Genomic DNA, 17,718 nt, shown 5'->3' with positions numbered 1-17,718 from the left:
CCGGGCGCCGGGCGGACCGTCCCTGCCGGGGCCGTGCCGCCGAACCGCACCGGAATCGCCTTGCCGCCCATCGGGACACCGTACCGGGGCCGCCGCGCGGCCGTCCAGAGCCGATGCGCCCGCAGGGGCGGGCCGCGGGACCCGCACGAGCCCGCCAGGGCTTGTCCTGTGCGTCAGGGCGGGGCGGTATCCGAGTCGGTTCGTTCGCGAGGCTGGGGCCTCGATGCACCGGTAGGTGTCTGGGAACCCCGGCAACCCGGCGAGCGGGTGAATGACGACCGTTCTGTTTCGCAGGACGGGCGCTAAGGCACGATGGGGGCATGCAGATCGACTCCCGCAGCGGCGCACTGATCCTCATCGACCTCATGCCGCGCATCATCGCCCTGGACACCGCCCCGCGCACCGGCGCCGACGTCAGGGACCGGTGCCTCGCGCTCGCCGACCGCGCCCGCGCCGCCGGGGCGTCCGTGGTCTGGGTCCGCGTCGAACGCCCCAATGTGGACGAGCAGCCGCCCGGCAGCGGGCTCGACGAGGCGTGCGCGCCGCTCGAGGGCGAGCCGGTGGTCGTCAAGCGCGCGCTGAGCGCCTTCCACGAGACCGGGCTCCATGCGCTCCTCACCGCGCGGGGCGTCGCGACCGTGGTGATCGCGGGCCTGGTGACGACGTTCGGCGTCGAGTCGACCGCCCGCACGGCCGCCGACTACGGCTACGAGGTGGTGCTCCCGACCGACGCGATGGCCGCGTTCAGCGCGGAGGCGCACACCTTCGCCGAGAAGGTCGTGTTCCCCTCCATCGGCACGGTGTGCGCCTCCGACGAACTCGAGTTCGGTTAGGACGCGGCCGCCTTCGCCTCCTCCTTCTCCGGCACGGGGTCGTTGAGCCCCAGTTCGTCGGCGAAGGAGCGGCGGCGGTACTTCCAGGCCACGAACGCGGCCGGGGCCGACGTCGACAGGGCCGCGATGACCAGCAGCGGCGCGAACAGGCCCGCCAGCAGCATCGGCCCGGCCAGCGCCGAACCGGCCGGCGATGTCGACTGCAGGAGCGTCCGCATGAACGTCATCGTGCGGCCGCGGATGTCGGCGGGGATGCGCGCCAGGCGCAGCACCTGCGCCGAGACGGTCATCGGCGTGGACACGAACTCGAGGATCATCAGGCCCAGCAGGATCATCCAGACCTGCGGTCCGAACAGGAACAGCAGGCCGAGTCCGCCGATGAGCTGGAGGACGCCGACGCGCAGCATCTGCCGGTCGGTGGGTTTGACGACGCCGGAGAGGAACGCGCCGATGAGCGCGCCGCTGTTGGCGATGCCGAGGACGATGCCGAGCGTCCCGGCCCCGGCGTGGAGCTGCTCGACGACCAGCCAGGGTATGACCACCCGGATCATGCCGACCGTGGCGTTGAACAGCGCGAAGCTGACGGTGGTCCACACGAGGACGTCGTCGCGTTTGAACAGGGCGAACACGGGTTTCCAGCCGAAGCTCTGCTTGAGGCTCATGCTGGTGTTGCCCTCGGGAGCGGCCAGCGGCGCCTTGATCGCGAGGACGCAGCCGGCGAACACCAGATAGGTGAGGGCGTCGAGGATGAGCACCGTGGGCGCGTCGAAGACGGCGATGAGCACGCCGCCGATCGCGGGCCCGGCCATGCCGGCCGCGCCGTACGCTATCGACTCGAGCGCGGTCGCAGAGTGCAGCGCGCGCTTCTCGACCAGCTCGGGGACGAGCGTCGGGACGACGGCGAGCGGCACGATCTTGAGCAGGCCGTAGACGCCGGCCGTGACGTACAGGTGCCACAGCTCGAGGTTCCCGGTGAGCGCGAAGACCGGGACGATGCCGATCACCACGGCGCGCAGCAGCGAGTCGGCGACGAGCAGGAACCGCCGCGAGAGCCGGTCCATGAGCGGGCCGATCACGGTGCCGCCCAGGATGATCGGCATCGTGTAGCAGACCGCCATGACGGCGACCGAGCCCGCGTTGCCGATGGTGATGGCGAGCCAGGCCAGGGCGGTCCAGGTGGCGCCGTCGCCGATGAGGCTGACGACGGAACCGGACCACAGCAATCGGTAGTCGCGGTTCTTCAGGACGGAGATGAGTTCTTTCACAGGGGGTCCTACCTTCTGGGCGTGTCGGTCGATCGGTGGTCCGCGGCGACGAACGCGGCGACGTCGCGGGCCCTGGTGCGTGCGAAGTAGTGGCCGCCCGCGTCGAGTTCGCGGAGGGAGACGTCGGCCGCGATCTGGGTCCAGTCGCGGTGGGCTTCGCGGTAGCCGGCGACGAGGCGGTCGTCGCCGGTGCCCACGAAGGTGACCGGGGTGCGCAGGCGCACCGGTTCGGGCCGCTCCCGGGCGTCGATGAAGTACCGGTGCCCGGAGGCGCTGTCGTGCTTGAACATGCGGCAGATGAAGTCGCGCTGGTCGGGTTCGAGCCCGTCGGCCTCGGTGAAGCCGGTGCGGTCGATGAGCCAGGCGATGATCTCGTCGTCGGTGAGGCCCTCGGCGACCTCGATGGCCTCCCGCAGGTAGTCGGCGTCGTTGAGGAGCTTGGCGCCCAGGTAGAGGCGGCGCACGTCGGTGCCGCGCTCCTCGAGCAGACGGCAGGTCTCCACGGCTGCGGCGGCGCCGAAGCAGTGGCCCCACAGGATGACCGGGCCGTCGATGCGCGCGGCGATGTCGTCGGCGACGAGCCGGCCGGTCTCGGCGATGGTGGTGAGCGGCTCGCCGGGGAACCGCGGGTCGTGGCCGGGGAACTCGACGGCGTGCACCGCGATGTCGGGCGCCGCCGCGGCGACCGCCTTGGCCAGGTCGAGGAAGTTCGACGGGTGGCCGGCGGCGTACGGGAAGCACACGAGCGTCGCCGACGGCGGGCCCGCCGCGGCCGTGAGCGGCCGCAGCACGCCCTCCTCGGCGGACCGGCTGCCGAGGATCGCGGCGAGGTCGAGCAGCCGCGGGTGCTCCATGACGTCGATGAGGCTCACGGCCCCGTCGAGGCCCATGGTCACGCGCATCGCGGTGAGCGAGTTGCCGCCGAGGTCGAAGAAGTCGTCGCTGCGGCCGATCTCCTCGGCGGGGATGCCGAGGACCTTCTCCCAGGCGGCGGCGACGCGCTCCTCCGCCTCGCCGGCCGGCGGCGCGAACGCCTCCGGGGCCGCGGCGGGCGCCTCGGCGGGCGCCTCGAGGACTTCGAGTTCCCCTGCGGGCGTCCATCGCCCGCGCTCGCCGGTGTCGGTGAAGGCGCGGCCGGTGAAGGCGCGCTCGTGGGAGGCGCTGCCGCCGTCGGCGGCCCCGTCGGACGTGCCGTCCGGGACGGGACCGTCGAGGACGACGATCCGGCCCGGGGTCCCGACCGGGGACGGCATGCCGTGCGCGTCGACCACCCGGACGGCCGCGCCCGGCGCGAACCGGCCGGCGGCCGCGCGCGGGAACCGGTCCTCGACGAGCGCCAGCTCGGCGCCGTCAAGAAGCGACAGGGCCGTGTACTCGCCGCCCGGGTCCCCGGTCATCAGTTCGAGGGCGCGCACGTAGTAGCCGCCGATGCGCCTGATCTGCTCCTCGCTGATCCGGTCCGCGTGGTAGTGCAGGCTCAGCCGCACGTTGTCGTGGAAGAAGTGCCGCGAGACCTCGCAGCGCAGCGGGAACTCGGTCTCGGCCTGCACCAGCACGTTCAGCAGGTCGAACTCGGGCAGCCGCTTCAGGTCCTTGAGCAGGTAGAAGTGGGTGAAGTTGAACGTGGACTCGAAGAGGGTCCGCTGGGTCCCCAAGTCCTGCTTCATCTTCGCCATCGGGTAGCGCCGGTGGGGGAGCAGGTCGGTCTCGGCCCGGTACACGGCCCGGACGAGGTCGGCCCACGAGCCGGGGCCCTGGTCGACCCGGAACGGGATGGTGTTGAGGAACATCCCGATCGCCCGCTCGGCCCCCTCGGCCTCCGGGCGGCCCGAGTGCTCGTACCCGGTGGCCGCGTCGTCGTCGCCGCTGATGACGGCCATGACCCGCAGGTGCGCGGCCATGAGCACGTTCTTGACGGGGACGGCGAGCTCGTCGGCGAGCGCCTGGATCGCGTCGGACAGCTCCAGGGGGATGTCGAAGTGGCTGAGCACCACCTCGTTCGGGGTGCCGGGCGGCGCGAGCGCGGGGATCTCGGTGAACGGGTGCTCCCGCAGCCGGCCGGCCCAGAACTCCCGGTCCTCGGCCGAGGCCAGCGACCGCAGTTCGAGGCCCACGTAGTCGCGCTGGTGGTTCGCGCCCGTCGCCGGCTCGACCTCCTGGCCGGAGCGGAGCCGGTGGTAGATGTCGAAGACCTCGGCGTGCACCCGGTTGATGCTCCATCCGTCCACACAGGAGTTGTGGAGGCTGATGTTGTAGCGGTACAGCTCCGGCCCGAGGATCTGGACGTGCAGCGTGAGGAGGCTCCCCGGCCGCGACCAGTCGAACTCTCGGGCCTTCTCGGCCGCGGACCACTCCTCGAACCACGTTTGCTGCGCGGCCGTGTCCATGCCGCGCTGGTCGACGACCACGAGCGGCGCGGGCGCGGTCCGGTGCACCACCTGGAGGTAGTCGCGGAAGCCGTCCAGGTGGTAGGTGGTGCGCAGCATCGGGTTGCGCTCCACGGCGAGGGCGACGGCCTGCTCGAACCGCTCGCGGTCGAACGGCGCCTGGATGAGGTAGGTGATGATGTCGTGGTACTCGGCGGTGCCGCGGATCATCTCGCTCTGGAAGATGAGGCCGGCCTGGAGCATCGACAGCGGGTAGGCGTCCTCGGCGTCCTCGGGGAGCCGGTCCCGGTCCTCCTCGGCCACGAGCGCGAACGGCGCGAACTCGAGCGACTCGGGGACCGCGGCCTCCTCGGACCGCGCGTCGAGGTACGCCGCGAGCTCGCCGATCGTGGGGTGCGCGAAGAACTCCTGGAACGTGAAGTTCAGCCCGGCCCGGCGGGCCTTCGCGAGGACCACCACGAAGTGGATCGAGTCGCCGCCCACCGAGAAGAAGTTGTCGCCCGTCCCGACCCGCTCGATCCCGAGCGCCTCGCACCAGATCCCGGCCAGCACCCGCTCGGTGCCCTCGCGCGGGGCGGCGGCGTCCCGCCGGGCGCCGGCGCGCCGGATCTCCGGCAGCGCCTTCCGGTCGAGCTTCCCGTTGGGGGACAGCGGCATCGCGTCGATGACGGCGATCCGCGACGGCACCATGTACTCGGGCAGCCGCTCGCGCAGGTACGCCGCCAGGTCCGCTTCGGCGGCACCGCCGGTGACGTACCCGTGGAGCACCTGCCCGTCGCCGGCGGTCCGCACGACCACCGCCGCCTCCCGGACCAGGGGGTGGTCGGCGAGGGCCGCCTCGATCTCGCCGAGTTCGATCCGGTAGCCGCGGATCTTCACCTGGTGGTCGATGCGCCCCAGGTACTCGACGTTCCCGTCGGGCAGCCACTGCGCGAGGTCCCCGGTCCGGTACACCCGGTCCTCCCCGGGGAACGGCGCCTCGACGAACTTCTCGGCGGTCAGCTCCGGACGGTGCAGGTAGCCGCGGGCCAGGCCGGTGCCCGCGATGCACAGCTCGCCGGGGATCCCGGGCGGGAGCGGCCGCAGCCGCTCGTCCACCACGTACAGCCGCAGGTTCTCGATCGGCCGCCCGATCGGCACGGCCTCCGGATCGGGGTCGTCGCACGGGAAGTGCGAGACGTCCACTGTGGCTTCGGTGGGGCCGTAGAGGTTGACCAGCCGGGTCCCGTTCGGGGCCAGCAGCCGGTGGAACTCCCGGACCAGGCTCGCGCTCAGGGCCTCGCCGCTGGCGAAGACCTGCCGCAGCCCCGCGAGCCGCCCCGCCGCGCCCGCGGACGCCACGTACTCGAGGAACACCGCGAGCATCGACGGCACGAAGTGCATCGTCGTCACCCCGGTCGACTCGACCGCGGCGATGATCGCCTCCGGGTTCCCGGCGTCCCCGGGCCCCAGCAGCGACAGCGACGCGCCCTCGCGCATCCACCAGAACAGCTCCCACACCGACACGTCGAACGCGATCGGGGTCTTCTGAAGGATCGCGTCGCCCGCCCCGATCGGGTAGGCGTGCTGCATCCACGCGATCCGGTTGAGCGCCGCCCGGTGCTCGACCGCCGCGCCCTTCGGGTTCCCCGTCGATCCGGACGTGTAGATCACGTACATCAGATCGGCGGCGTCCCCGACCGCCGGCGGCGCCTCGCTCCGGGCGTCGAACGACGCCGAATCGTCGAGGTCGACCGCGTCGACCCCCGCCGGGACCTTCCCGGCGTGGGCGCGCTGCGCGCACACCAGCGCCGCCCGCGAATCGCGCAGCACGTACTCGATCCGCGCTGCCGGGTGCGCCGGGTCGACCGGCAGGTACGCACCGCCGGCCTTGAGCACCGCCAGGATCGCGGCCATCATCGCGAACGATCGGTCCGCCATCACCGCGACGACCGACTCGCGGCCGACGCCGCGCTCCCGCAGCGTCCACGCCAGCCGGTTCGCGGCCGCGTCGAGTTCGGCGTACGTGTGCGCGACGCCAGCGCACCGGAGTGCGACCGCGTCCGGCGCCGCCGCGGCCCGCCGCGCGAACATCTCGTGGAACCGCACCGAGTCGTCCAGCTCCCGGCCGGTGTCGTTGACTGCGTCGAGCAGCCGCCGGTCGTCCCCGCCGAGCAGCGAGACGTCCGCCGAGGCGAGTTCCGGTTCGGCGCACATCGCGTCGAGCAGCAGCCCGAAGTGCGCGGCCAGCCGCCCGGCCGCGGCCGCGCTGAACACGGCCCGGTCGTACCCGAACCGCAGCAGCAGCCCCGCGTCGGCGCGCGCGAAGTCGAACACCGCCGCCGGCGGCTCGGCGAACGCCTCGTGCAGGCCCTCGAGCCGCACGCCCACGTCGAAGAACGGGCTCGCGCCCGCCGGCCGGGCCAGGCCCAGATGGTCGGCGAGGACCTCGAACGGGTAGTCGTGGTACTTCTCGGCCTCCGCGACCGCCGCCGCAATCGGCGGGGTCAGCGACCGCAGCGACGCGCCGCCGTCCACCGCGCACAGCACCGGCACGGCCGACGCGAGCGGCTCGGCCGCCCGGTCGGGGTCGAGCGTGAGCGGCTGCCCGACGGCGACCCGCCCGGCGCCCGTGTACCGGTGCAGCAGGGCCGCGACCGCGGCCGTCAGCAGCGAGTGCAGCGCGGTCGCGTCGCCGTGGCCGAACCGGTCGAGCGCGTCAGAGGTCGCCGCGCCGATCGCGAGCTCGACCCGGCCGCGGCCGGTCCCCTCACCGCGGTCGCCGCGGAACCCGGTCTTCTCCCAGCCGGCGGGGAACTGCTTGTGCCAGAAGGCGGTCGCGTACGGGCGGCGGGCCGCCTCGATCTTCAACTGTCCGAGTGTCTTCACAGTGGGTCCCTTCAGGGTGCGTGCCAGGGGGTCAGAAGTCGAACGCGGGGCCGTCGCCGGCCGCGGTCGCGTCGGGCGCGGGGAGCGGCGGCGCCTCGGGCGCGGCGAGGACCGCGTCCACCGCCTCCAGGAAGGCGTCCACGAAGGACTTCGCCGTCCGCTCGTGGAACAGCCGCGAGTTGTACGCCCAGGTCGCCGTCAGGTTCCCGGTCCCGGCGAACTGGAGGTTGAGGTCGAACATGCTGGCGGCGCTGGCGGAGTCGTCCTGGCGGGCGAGCCCGCCCAGGCACGGCCGCCCCGCGCCCGCGGCCTCGCTGTAGGCCAGCATCGTGTCGAACAGCGGGTTGCGGCTGAAGTCGCGTTCGCCGCCGGCCTTGGCGACCAACTCGTCGAACTGGTAGTCCGCGTTGGTGAAGGCCGCGATCACGTCGTCGCGGACCTCCCGCAGGAGCGCCGTGAACGCCTGGCCCGGGCGGATGCGGGCCCGCAGGCACAGCGTGTTCGCGAACATCCCGGCCACCTCGTCGACGTCGCCGACGCCGCGCCCGTCCACCGGCAGGCCCGCCGTCAGGTCCGTCTGGCCCGTGATGCGGTGCAGGAACACGAAGTACGCGGCCGCGAGCGCGTGGAAGAGGGTCGCCCCCTCCCGCCTCGCGAGGGCGGCCAGGCCCGCGGTGCGGGCGGTGCCGAGTTCGAAGGCGAGCCGGGCGCCGTCGTACTCGCGGACCGGGCCGCGGGGCCGGTCGGTCGGCAGTTCGAGCGGCTCGGGCCGGTCGGCGAAGGCCCGCAGCCAGAACGCCTCCTGCTGCTCGCGCACGGCCGCGCCGCCCTCGCCCTGCTGCCACACGGCGTAGTCGCGGTAGCGCAGCGGCAGGTCCGGGAGCGCCTCGCCGCGGTAGAGCCGGTCCAGGTCGTCCAGGAGCAGCTCCAGGGACCGGCCGTCGACGGCGGCGTGGTGGAAGTCGAGGACCACGAGTCGTCCGTCGGCCGAGCGGAACGCGCGCAGCAGCGGCGGCGAGGCCAGGTCGAACGGCCGCGGCCGCCACGACTCCGGGTCGTCGAGGACCGCCACGGCGACCGCGGCCTCCTCGTGGATCCGCTGGTACGTTTCGTTGCCCATCTGCACGAACCCGGTCCGCAGCGCCTCGTGCCGGGCGGTGAGGGCCTGGAGCGCCGTCTCCAGCCGCCCGTGGTCGACCGGCTCGGGGAGCCGGATCTGCACCGGCAGGTTGTAGTGGGTCGCGGTCTCGTCCTTGGCCTGCTCGACGATGATGCGCCGCTGCTGGGCCGAGACGGGGTATACCGCGCGGTCCGGCGCCGGGGCCACCGGCGGCAGAGCGCCCGAGCCGGCGCCGCGCACCAGGGCCGCGATGCGGCGGGCGGTCGGGTGGGAGAGGAGTCGCGCCGCCGGGAGGCGCACGCCGAGCTCGCGCTGGATCCGGCCGGACACGACCGCGGAGGTCAGCGACGAGACGCCGAGTCCGAACAGGTCGTCGTCCAGGCCGACGGCCGTGCCGAGGGCGTCGCTCCACATCGCGGCGACCGCCCACTCCACGGCGTCTCCCGCCGCTTCGCCGCCGGCCGCGCCGTCCTCGGGCGCGGCGCTTCCGTCCGGGGTCTCCAGGCGGGCGAGCGCGGCCCGGTCGATCTTCCCGCTCCGGTTGAGCGGCATGGCGTCGAGCTCCATGAACACGGCCGGGACCATGTACTCCGGGAGCGTCCGGGCCAGTTCCTCGCGGATGCGGTCCGGGGACAGGCCCCGGTCGCTGGTGTAGTGCGCGCGCAGGTACTTCTCGCCCCGGCGGGTCCGCACCAGCACCGCCGACTGGAGCACGCCGTCGAGCGCGTTGAGGTGCTGCTCGATCTCGCCCGGCTCGATCCGGTAGCCGCGGATCTTCACCTGGTTGTCGACCCTGCCGAGGAAGTCGATCGTCCCGTCGGGGAGCCACCGCACCAGGTCGCCGGTCCGGTAGAGCCGGCCGCCGGGCGCGAACGGGTCGTCGCCGAACGCGCGCGCGGTCAGGTCGGGCCGGTTCCGGTACCCGTCGGCGACGCCGTCGCCGCCGGTGTACAGCTCGCCGGGCAGGCCGACCGGCTGCGGCCGCATCGCGGCGTCGAGGACGTACGCGGTCGAGTTCGGGATCGGCCGCCCGATCGGGACCCGGCCCTCGGGGGCCGCCGCGATCCGGTGCGCGGTCGAGAACGTCGTGTTCTCGGTGGGGCCGTACCCGTTGATCACCTCCAGGTCCGGGCAGGCGGCCATGAGCGCCGCGATGTGCGGCCCCGAGAGCACGTCGCCTCCGGCGATGACCTGCCGCAGCGGGGCGAAGATCGCCGGATCCTGGTCGACCAGGAGGTGCAGCAGCGGCGCCGTCAGCCACATGGTCGTGATCCGGTGCCGCGCGATCTGCTCGCCGAGCGCCGCGGCGTCGAGGAGCGTCTCGTCCGGCACCAGCGTGATCGACCCGCCGTTGAGCAGCGGCCCCCACAGCTCCATCGTGGTGACGTCGAAGACGATCGCGCAGGTCTGGAGCAGCCGCGTCCGCGGCGACAGGTCCAGGTAGTCGCAGGAGGTCGCCAGGCGCACCACTCCGCGGTGGGGGACCACCACGCCCTTCGGGTTTCCGGTGGAGCCGGAGGTGTAGATGACGTACGCGGTGTCGGCGGGCCCGGTGGCCGGGACCGGCACCGGGCCGGCCTCGTGCGGCCCGGCCGCGTCGACCACGGCGACGCCCGGCGTCTCGGGGACGTCGACGCCCGCCGCCACCAGGACCGAGATCGCGCAGTCCGACAGCAGGAACGCGCGCCGCTCCGCCGGATAGGCGGGGTCCACGGGGACGTACGCCGCCCCGCACTTGAGGATCGCCACGGTCGCGACGACCATGTGCGGCGACTTGTCCGCCAGCAGCGCCACCCGGTCCCCGGGCCGCACGCCGCGGCGCATCAGCGTGCGCGCCAGCGCGTCCGAGCGCTCGTCCAGGTCCCGGTAGGTCAGCTCCTCGCCGTCGCGCAGCACCGCGGGCCGGTCGGGGCCCGCCGCGACCTGCGTCTTGAACAGCTCGATCAGGTTCGCGCCGCGCGGGTAGTCCGTCGGCGGCGGGTTGAACCGCCCGAAGACCGCCTCACGCTCGGGCCCGGTGAGGATCTCGAGCCGCCCGACCGGGGTCCGCGGCGCCTCGACCAGCGCCCGGACCACTTCGCCGAGGTGCCCGAGCACGCGGGCGGTCCAGCCCGGGTCGTCCCCGTGCGAGTGCCCGACCGCGGTCAGCGTCAGTTCCGATTCGCTCGCGCTGCAACCGAACACGAGGCCGTGCCGGCCGGGCTCGTCGGCCTTGCCGAGCAGGTCGACGGCGAGCGCGCACGTCGCGGGGTCGACCGCCGCGTCCCGCGGGACGCAGTCGCCGATCGCGGCCGCGGGTGCGGCGTCGACGCCGACCGCCCGCAGGGAGCCGTCGGCTCCGGCCACCGCGACGGCATAGGAGTCGCTGCCGCTGTACCTGGCGCCGAGCAGCAGCACCGCCGAAACCAGGAGCGATTCGGGGTCGTCCGCCCGCAGCCGCAGGCCGGCGGTCTCGCGGACCGGCGCGCAGCCGTCCGGACCGCATTCGCCGTGGAGGGCCAGCGCCCGGTCCAGGTGGTCCATGTCGAAGTCGGCGTTCATGATCGGATCTCCTCACTCGGCTGTCGCTGCGCGGACGCGTACCGGGGCCGCACCGTCGCGGCGATCCGGCGGATCGTCCGCGCGAGCGCGCGGTGGTCGGGGGCGGTGCCGTACACGACGGCCAGGCACTCCTGGGTCCCCTTGCGCCAGTCCAGGACCCGGCCCGGTTCGGCCCGCAGGTCCACGTGGGTCACTCCGGGCAGTCGCAGCAGGTCGTCGATCCCGTCGAGCCGCTCCAGCCGGGCCCGGTACGGCGGCGCGGCGAGGTAGTGCCGGAACGCGACCTGCCGGTACGCCGGCGCGCGCTCCTCGACCGGCAGGCCGAGGGCGACCGCGATCGTGTCGCGCAGCAGGTCGGGGCCGCCGGCCCGCAGGTGGACGTCGCCGACGTAGCCGCCGAGCCGCCCGTTGACCTCGACGATCCGCGGCCCCTGCGGCGTCAGCTTCACCTCGGTGTGGACGGCGCCCCAGCGCACTCCGAGCGCGGCGACCGCGGCCTCGGCGTACGCCGCGACCCGGTCCCGCACCGCGCCGTCGAGGGTCGAGGGTGCGAACTGCCCGGTCTCGCGGAACGGCGGCGCGAGCGGGAGCTTCCCGGTCACGTACGAGGCCTTGACCGTCCCGTCGGCGACGACGGACTCGACGGAGACGAAATCGCCCCAGCCCTGGCCGGCCGCGGCGGGGTCGCCGACGAGCAGTTCTTCGAGGACGAAGCGGCCGCCGGCGTCGCGGAGCACGCGCTCGGCGTCCTCAATGGTCGGTACGAGGTGGGTTTCGGCGCTGGCCGCACCCTTTCTCGGTTTGAGCACGGCCGGGAGTCCGACCTCCCGGACGGCTGATTCGAGATCGCCGAGCGAATCCACCGCGGCATTGCGGGTGGCGTCGACTCCGGCGGCGCGCAGTGCACTCCGCTGCGCCGACTTGTCGGTGAGCAGTCGTATCACCGACGGATCGTGGAATCGGAGTCCGCATTCCGCGGCTGCGGCGGCGGTCAATTCGAGTTGGAATTCGCTGAAGGTGGTGATCCCGTCCGCTCCGATGACCTGGACGACTCTGCTGATGTCGGCGGGGCTCGGATCGGAAATGGCGACCACGGTTCCGGATTGGTGCATCTGGTCGAGGTGTCGTGCGGCATTCGGATTCGCAGGATCGCACACGAATACGATGTCGCAGGTTCCATGCGCAGCAGTGGCTATGTCCACGGGTCCGGCAGCGCCGACGTCGTAGACGACCACGAGTTGATGTTTCATTATGAGAACACCTTGGGGGTATTGATTCAGCCCATGGCCGAGATGCGGCGCAGTCGTCCGGACGGCACGCCGAATCAAAGGGTCGAGCAATCGGTGGGTGGTGGGTGTCGCTTCGATGGTAGATGCAAAGTGGATCTTGATGCGTCCCGAGATAACGGTAGCGCAACAGTGAACCACCCTAGGTACTCGACGATAACAGTAGTATATACAAACTATAACGAAACGATATACCAAGATCACTGAGAATGATCTTGAAAAAGTCGGAGTGGCGAGGCAACCGAATCGGCATTGCAACGAACAGCGATCTGAATTGCGCGAATAATGCAGAGTGGCAATTGAGTGCAAAGAAATATTCGACGGTATAAGTCCAAAATAAGTGAAATATCCGTCATTCTATTTCTGAATATATCGTGCGATATCCGGAACTGCCCCGCCTTGTCGCGGCGTTACGCCGGCCCGGGAAATGCGGTAGCTTCGCTCCGACGGCTCGACGAGAGGAGACCGGACCGATGCGCGAATCGCAAGCGCCGCAAAGGAAGTGCTCCCGATGAGGCGGCGCGTGCTGCTCATCGGCATGGGCCGGGTCGGCCGGCCGTACGCGAAGGCCGCCCGCGAACTCGGCGTCGACCTCGCGGTGCTCGACCACCCGGCGTCGCTGAAGTTCGCCAGGGCCCGCGGGTTCCTCGACGACGACCAGGCGGGCCGTCCGGTGCTCGGAACCTCTACGGCCGCATGGTACTCGGCACTCCCAGAGGTGCTCGCGGCGGGCGAGGTCCACGGCGTGGTCGCGTTCGGCGAACCGCACGTCACCGCGGCGGCCCTCATCGCCGACGAGCTCGGCCTGCCCGGGCCGGGCCTGCGCGCCGCGGCCGTCTCGCAGGACAAGGCCCTCCAGCGGAGCCTGTTCGCCCGCCACGGCATCGCCCAGCCCGCCGCGCTGGCACCGTCCGACCTGGACACCGCCGCGATGTGGGCGGCCTCCCGGTACCCGGTCATCGCCAAACCCGCCGACGGCACCGGCAGCCGCGGCGTCCGCCTCGTCGCCGACGAGACCGGACTGCGCGACTGGCACGCCGCGAACGCCGGCGCCCCCTTCCTCGTCGAGCAGTACCTCGAAGGGCCCGAGTACAGCCTCGAATGCGTCGTCCAGGGCGGCCGCCTCGTGTGGGCGGAGCCGACGAGGAAGACCACCACCGAGCCGCCGTTCTACGTCGAACTCGGCCACACCGTCCCCGCAGGGCTCCCCGACCCCGGCCCGGCGCGCGCGCTCGCGGCCGCCGTCGCCGGGGCGATGGGCATGCGCGACGGCCTCATGCACCTCGAATTCCGCCTCGAGGACTCCGGCCCGCACCTCATGGAAGTGGCGGTCCGCACCCCCGGCGACCGCATCTTCGAACTCCACGCCCTCGCGCACGGCACCGACCTGTTCGCCGCCGCGATCAAGGTCGCCCTCGGCGAGGACCCCGGGATCCGCCGGACCCGCTCCGGCGCGGCCGCGATCCGCTTCCCCGCCGCGGAGCCCGGCGTCGTCACCCGCATCGAAGGCGTCCCGGCCACCCGCCGCCTCCCCGAGGTCGCCGACCTCGAAATCGACGTGGCCCCCGGCGACCGCGTCCACCCGACCCGGTCCTCTCGCGACCGCGTCGCCGCAGTCCTCCTCACCGCCCCCGACACGGACGCCCTCGAACGCGCCGTGAAGACCGCCGCCGACCTCCTCCACATCCGCACCGCCCCCGAGTAAGCCGCAGGCGGCGCAATGTGAACCCGCCGATCCGGGCGGTGCGACCCCGTCGCCCGGGCCCGCACGACCTCACCGACCCTCGGGTCGTTCATCGCCCTCGAAACGCCGGCCGCGCCGACCACCGGCCGCAGCACCCTGAGGAATCGCCCTCCGGCCCGAGCGCCCGAAGGCACCCACGACAAAACTCAGGGGCCGACCGAAGTCGACCCCTGAGGTGCGTATCTCTATGTACTCCCGAGCGGATTCGAACCGCCGTTTCCGCCTTGAGAGGGCGGCGTCCTAGGCCCCTGGACGACGGGAGCTTGCCTTTGTTTTCGCGGGCTTGCCGCGGCAACGACGACAACATTACACGGTACTCGCCGGGGGTGCACAAGCGGGATGTCGCATGTGATGTGGCGTACGTCGGGCGCCTGGTCGGGAGTGGCGGGCCGGGTCGGGCCGGCACCTCTTGAGGTGCACCCCCGTAGCGCCCGGTCCCCGGCCCGCCGAGTGACTCTAACGCGTGGCGGTCACGGACAAGGGGTGATTCTCACTGGTTGCTCGTGTTCGCTTGTCCGGTGATGTCGTCGAGCCAGGCGGTGTCGACCCCGTCGTGGTAGTTCACGAGCTTCGCGGTGTACGCGGTGTCCCCGACCTTGGCGGTGATGCTGGCGATGACGCCGACCGTGGTCACGCACACTTCGAACGAGCCGACGGGGGCGTCCGCGGCGCCCTGGACGTCCACGCAGTCGGCGAGTTCCCCGGCGAGGGTGGTGTCGGAGAACTCGGCGCTGGCGGCGGCGTCGGCCGCGGCGGCGGCGAGCCAGGCCGCGACGTCGTCCTCGGTCGGCAGCATGCCTTCCAGCTTCTGCCCGAGCCAGACGGTGAGCTCGGTGCCGTCCCCGCCCGACCACAGGGAGGGGCGGTCGCCGACGACGACCGCGGCCGTCTCGGCCTCGGGGTCGACGGCCACGAGGAGCGCCTCCTCCGAGTCCTCCATGAGGTACTCGGCGGTGTAGGCGTGGTCCTCTCCGGCGGCCAGGCGCTCGCTCAGTTCCGTGAGCGCGGCCTGGTCCTCCGAAGCCGGCTCCTCGGTTCCTCCTCTGAGGGAGCAGCCGGCGAGCGCCAGCAGCGCCGCCGCGCCGAGCACGGCGCAGCGGCGAAGAGGGTTCTGCACGATCATGGGGCTCCACTTCCATAGTGCTCGGCGAGGGGGATGCCGGGGCGGTCTCGGCGTAGCCCGCGGGTCGCGACTCGCCCGGCGGCATCTGGGGGGCGCGCCTAGCACAGGTGTCTGATCTGAGATTGGCCTCCACCATATAGCGGTCGGTCCATCCCCCATCCAACACGAGCGGGGGCCGCGAGCGCCATCGCGTTTTCGCGGCTCGGAGGCACCGCCGCCGGGGCCGGGGCGTACGCTAAGGAGCTGTGGCCGGCGCAGCGTCGGGTCGGCCGAAATCCTTCGGACACGGCCCGGTAATCGGGCCGATCGTCAGATTCGGCTATTTCAGGAGTGACAGTGGCTGCAATTGAAGACATCCGCGCGAGGGAGATCCTCGACTCCCGCGGCAACCCGACGGTCGAAGTGGAGATCCTGCTCGACGACGACACGCTCCAGCGGGCTGCCGTCCCGTCGGGTGCTTCGACCGGCGCGTTCGAGGCCATCGAGCTGCGCGACGGCGACAAGTCGCGCTACCTCGGCAAGGGCGTCGAGAAGGCCGTCGACAACGTCAACGGCCCGATCCGCGACGCCCTGATCGGCCTCGAGGCCTCCGAGCAGCGCCTCGTCGACCAGGCCCTCCTCGACGCCGACGGCACGCCGGACAAGTCGAACCTCGGCGCGAACGCGATCCTCGGCGCCTCCCTCGCGACCGCGAAGGCCGCCGCCGACTCGGCCGAGCTGCCGCTGTACCGCTACGTGGGCGGCCCGAACGCGCACCTCCTGCCGGTGCCGATGATGAACATCCTCAACGGCGGCTCCCACGCGGACTCGAACGTCGACGTCCAGGAGTTCATGATCGCCCCGATCGGCGCGCCGACGTTCAAGGAGGCCCTGCGCTGGGGCGCCGAGACGTACCACGCGCTCAAGTCCGTCCTCAAGGAGCGCGGCCTGTCGACCGGCCTCGGCGACGAGGGCGGCTTCGCCCCCAACCTCGACTCGAACCGCGCCGCACTCGACCTCATCGCGGTCGCCATCGAGAAGGCCGGCTACAAGCTGGGCACCGACATCGCCTTCGCGATGGACGTGGCCGCGACCGAGTTCTTCACCGACGGCGCCTACCTCTTCGAGGGCCAGAAGAAGTCCGGCGAGGAGATGAGCGCCTACTACGAGGAGCTCATCGGCGCCTACCCGTTCGTGTCCATCGAGGACCCCCTTTCCGAGGACGACTGGGCCGGCTGGTCCGCGCTCACCGCGTCCGTCGGCTCGCGCCTCCAGATCGTCGGCGACGACCTGTTCGTCACCAACCCCGAGCGGATCCGCCGGGGCATCGAGGAGCAGGCCGCCAACGGCCTCCTGGTCAAGGTGAACCAGATCGGCTCGCTCACCGAGACCACCGACGCCGTCGAGATGGCCCACCGCGCCGGCTTCGGCTGCATGATGAGCCACCGCTCCGGCGAGACCGAGGACACCACCATCGCCGACCTGGCCGTCGCCATGACCTGCGGCCAGATCAAGACCGGCGCCCCGGCCCGCTCGGACCGCGTCGCCAAGTACAACCAGCTCCTGCGCATCGAGGAAGACCTCGGCGACGCCGCCCGCTACGCCGGCGCTTCGGCATTCCCCAAGTTCGCGAAGTCGAAGTAGCGGCAACGTCGACGCTCGCCAAGGCGAAGCGGCGGCGCGGCCGAAATTCGCGGAGGCGAAGAGCGGCCGGCCGGGCTTCGTTGAGGCGAAGGTGCGCCACTGCCGACGTACGTGAAGGTGAGGCGGCAGCTTCGCGGGTTCACGGCGTCGATTGCGGCATCACCGCCGAGGTTCGGCGAGCACGACCGTAGCTCGGCGAACCTGAAGGGGAGCTGAAGCGGCGCAACCGGTCCGGACGCACACCGGAGGCACGGCCTCCGGCTGGGAAAGGGCCCCCGGTCGCAACCGCAGCGGCGCGAACCTGAAGGAGAGCTGAAGCGGATCGCAAGGCCCCCGCGCCCCGTGGCGCGGGGGCCTTCGAACGCAGCGGCCCCCGGCGGCATCGACTAGGCTGGGGCCCGTGAACGCGAGCCGCCGACCCAGCCGCCCCGGAGGACGATCCACCGGTCCCGGCCGCACCCGCGCCGCCCGGCGCCCCGCGCCCGGCGCCGCCGGCCGGGCCGAGGTCAAGCGGGTCCGCTACCGCCCCGCCCGGAAGGTCTCGCGCCGCGCCGCCGTCCTCGCACTCGTCCTCTCCGCGCTCGCCCTCGCATACGCGTACCCGCTGCGCACCTACATCGAGCAGCGCATCGAGATCAACCGCCTCGAAGCCGAGCAGTCCGCGCAGATGGAGCGCATCGAGGAGCTCGAGGCCGAGCGCCTCAAATGGGAGGACCCCGAGTACGTCGAGGCGCAGATCCGCTCCAGCCTCCTGCTCGTCCCCCCGGGCGAGGACCTCGTCATCGTCATCGACGAGGACGAACCAAGGCACACCGGTGACGAGGACGACGAGACCGCCTCCGACCAGGCCTGGTACGACGAGCTGACCGCTACCTTTGAAGACGCCGACCAGCTCGACCCAGAGGAAACCGAGGAACCAGCGGAGTGA

Annotated in this window: 9 protein-coding genes and 1 tRNA gene; 4 read left to right on the top strand and 6 right to left on the bottom strand. The window is 72.2% G+C overall.

The features are described 5' to 3' along the window. Positions 1-320: 320 nt before the first annotated feature. The gene (locus GFD30_RS07770; protein WP_153024605.1) at positions 321-833 is read left to right on the top strand and encodes a cysteine hydrolase family protein; all 513 of its coding nucleotides are present in this window, start codon (positions 321-323) and stop codon (positions 831-833) included. On the opposite strand, the gene GFD30_RS07765 is transcribed toward GFD30_RS07770, so the two are convergent. From GFD30_RS07765 to GFD30_RS07750, 4 genes are read right to left on the bottom strand one after another with little or no spacing between them, the layout of a single operon-like run. After that, on the bottom strand, positions 830-2,098 hold the full coding sequence (locus GFD30_RS07765) for an MFS transporter (protein ID WP_194201887.1): 1,269 nt from the start codon (positions 2,096-2,098) through the stop codon (positions 830-832). The two genes, GFD30_RS07770 and GFD30_RS07765, sit on opposite strands and share 4 nt — an antisense overlap. Positions 2,099-2,106: 8 nt before the next feature. Then, entirely contained in the window at positions 2,107-7,353 is a 5,247-nt protein-coding gene (locus GFD30_RS07760; protein ID WP_153024603.1) for a non-ribosomal peptide synthetase, read from the bottom strand. A gap of 31 nt (positions 7,354-7,384) precedes the next feature. Further along, positions 7,385-11,014 (bottom strand): non-ribosomal peptide synthetase, encoded by a 3,630-nt coding sequence (locus GFD30_RS07755; RefSeq protein WP_153024602.1) that lies wholly within the window; start codon positions 11,012-11,014, stop codon positions 7,385-7,387. Then, positions 11,011-12,108, bottom strand: a complete 1,098-nt coding sequence (locus GFD30_RS07750; RefSeq protein ID WP_153024601.1) for a hypothetical protein — start codon at positions 12,106-12,108, stop codon at positions 11,011-11,013. Before GFD30_RS07750 ends, GFD30_RS07755 begins: the two co-directional genes overlap by 4 nt. Positions 12,109-12,811: 703 nt before the next feature. On the opposite strand from GFD30_RS07750, the gene GFD30_RS07745 reads away from it, so the two are divergent. Then, positions 12,812-14,005: an ATP-grasp domain-containing protein gene (locus tag GFD30_RS07745; protein WP_153024600.1), complete on the top strand. Its 1,194-nt coding sequence runs from the start codon at positions 12,812-12,814 to the stop codon at positions 14,003-14,005. Positions 14,006-14,234: 229 nt separating this feature from the next. On the opposite strand, the gene GFD30_RS07740 is transcribed toward GFD30_RS07745, so the two are convergent. Both GFD30_RS07740 and GFD30_RS07735 read right to left on the bottom strand, forming a co-directional pair. After that, positions 14,235-14,307 (bottom strand) — tRNA-Glu (locus GFD30_RS07740). Between the two features lie 227 nt (positions 14,308-14,534). Beyond that, positions 14,535-15,167 carry a hypothetical protein gene (locus GFD30_RS07735; RefSeq protein ID WP_153024599.1) on the bottom strand — a complete coding sequence of 211 codons (633 nt, stop codon included), beginning with the start codon at positions 15,165-15,167 and terminating at the stop codon, positions 14,535-14,537. A 336-nt stretch (positions 15,168-15,503) separates the two neighbouring features. Here GFD30_RS07735 and eno point away from each other — a divergent pair, with 336 nt between their 5' ends. Further along, the gene (eno, locus tag GFD30_RS07730) at positions 15,504-16,790 is read left to right on the top strand and encodes a phosphopyruvate hydratase (RefSeq protein WP_322633058.1); all 1,287 of its coding nucleotides are present in this window, start codon (positions 15,504-15,506) and stop codon (positions 16,788-16,790) included. Positions 16,791-17,190: 400 nt separating this feature from the next. Continuing rightward, positions 17,191-17,718 (top strand): FtsB family cell division protein, encoded by a 528-nt coding sequence (locus GFD30_RS07725; protein ID WP_194201886.1) that lies wholly within the window; start codon positions 17,191-17,193, stop codon positions 17,716-17,718.

It is taken from the genome of Glycomyces albidus (assembly GCF_009451885.1).
Taxonomy (GTDB): Bacteria; Actinomycetota; Actinomycetes; order Mycobacteriales; family Micromonosporaceae; genus Glycomyces; species Glycomyces albidus.
The sequence above is the reverse complement of the archived record's forward strand: the minus strand, read 5'-3'. Positions and strand labels throughout refer to the sequence as shown.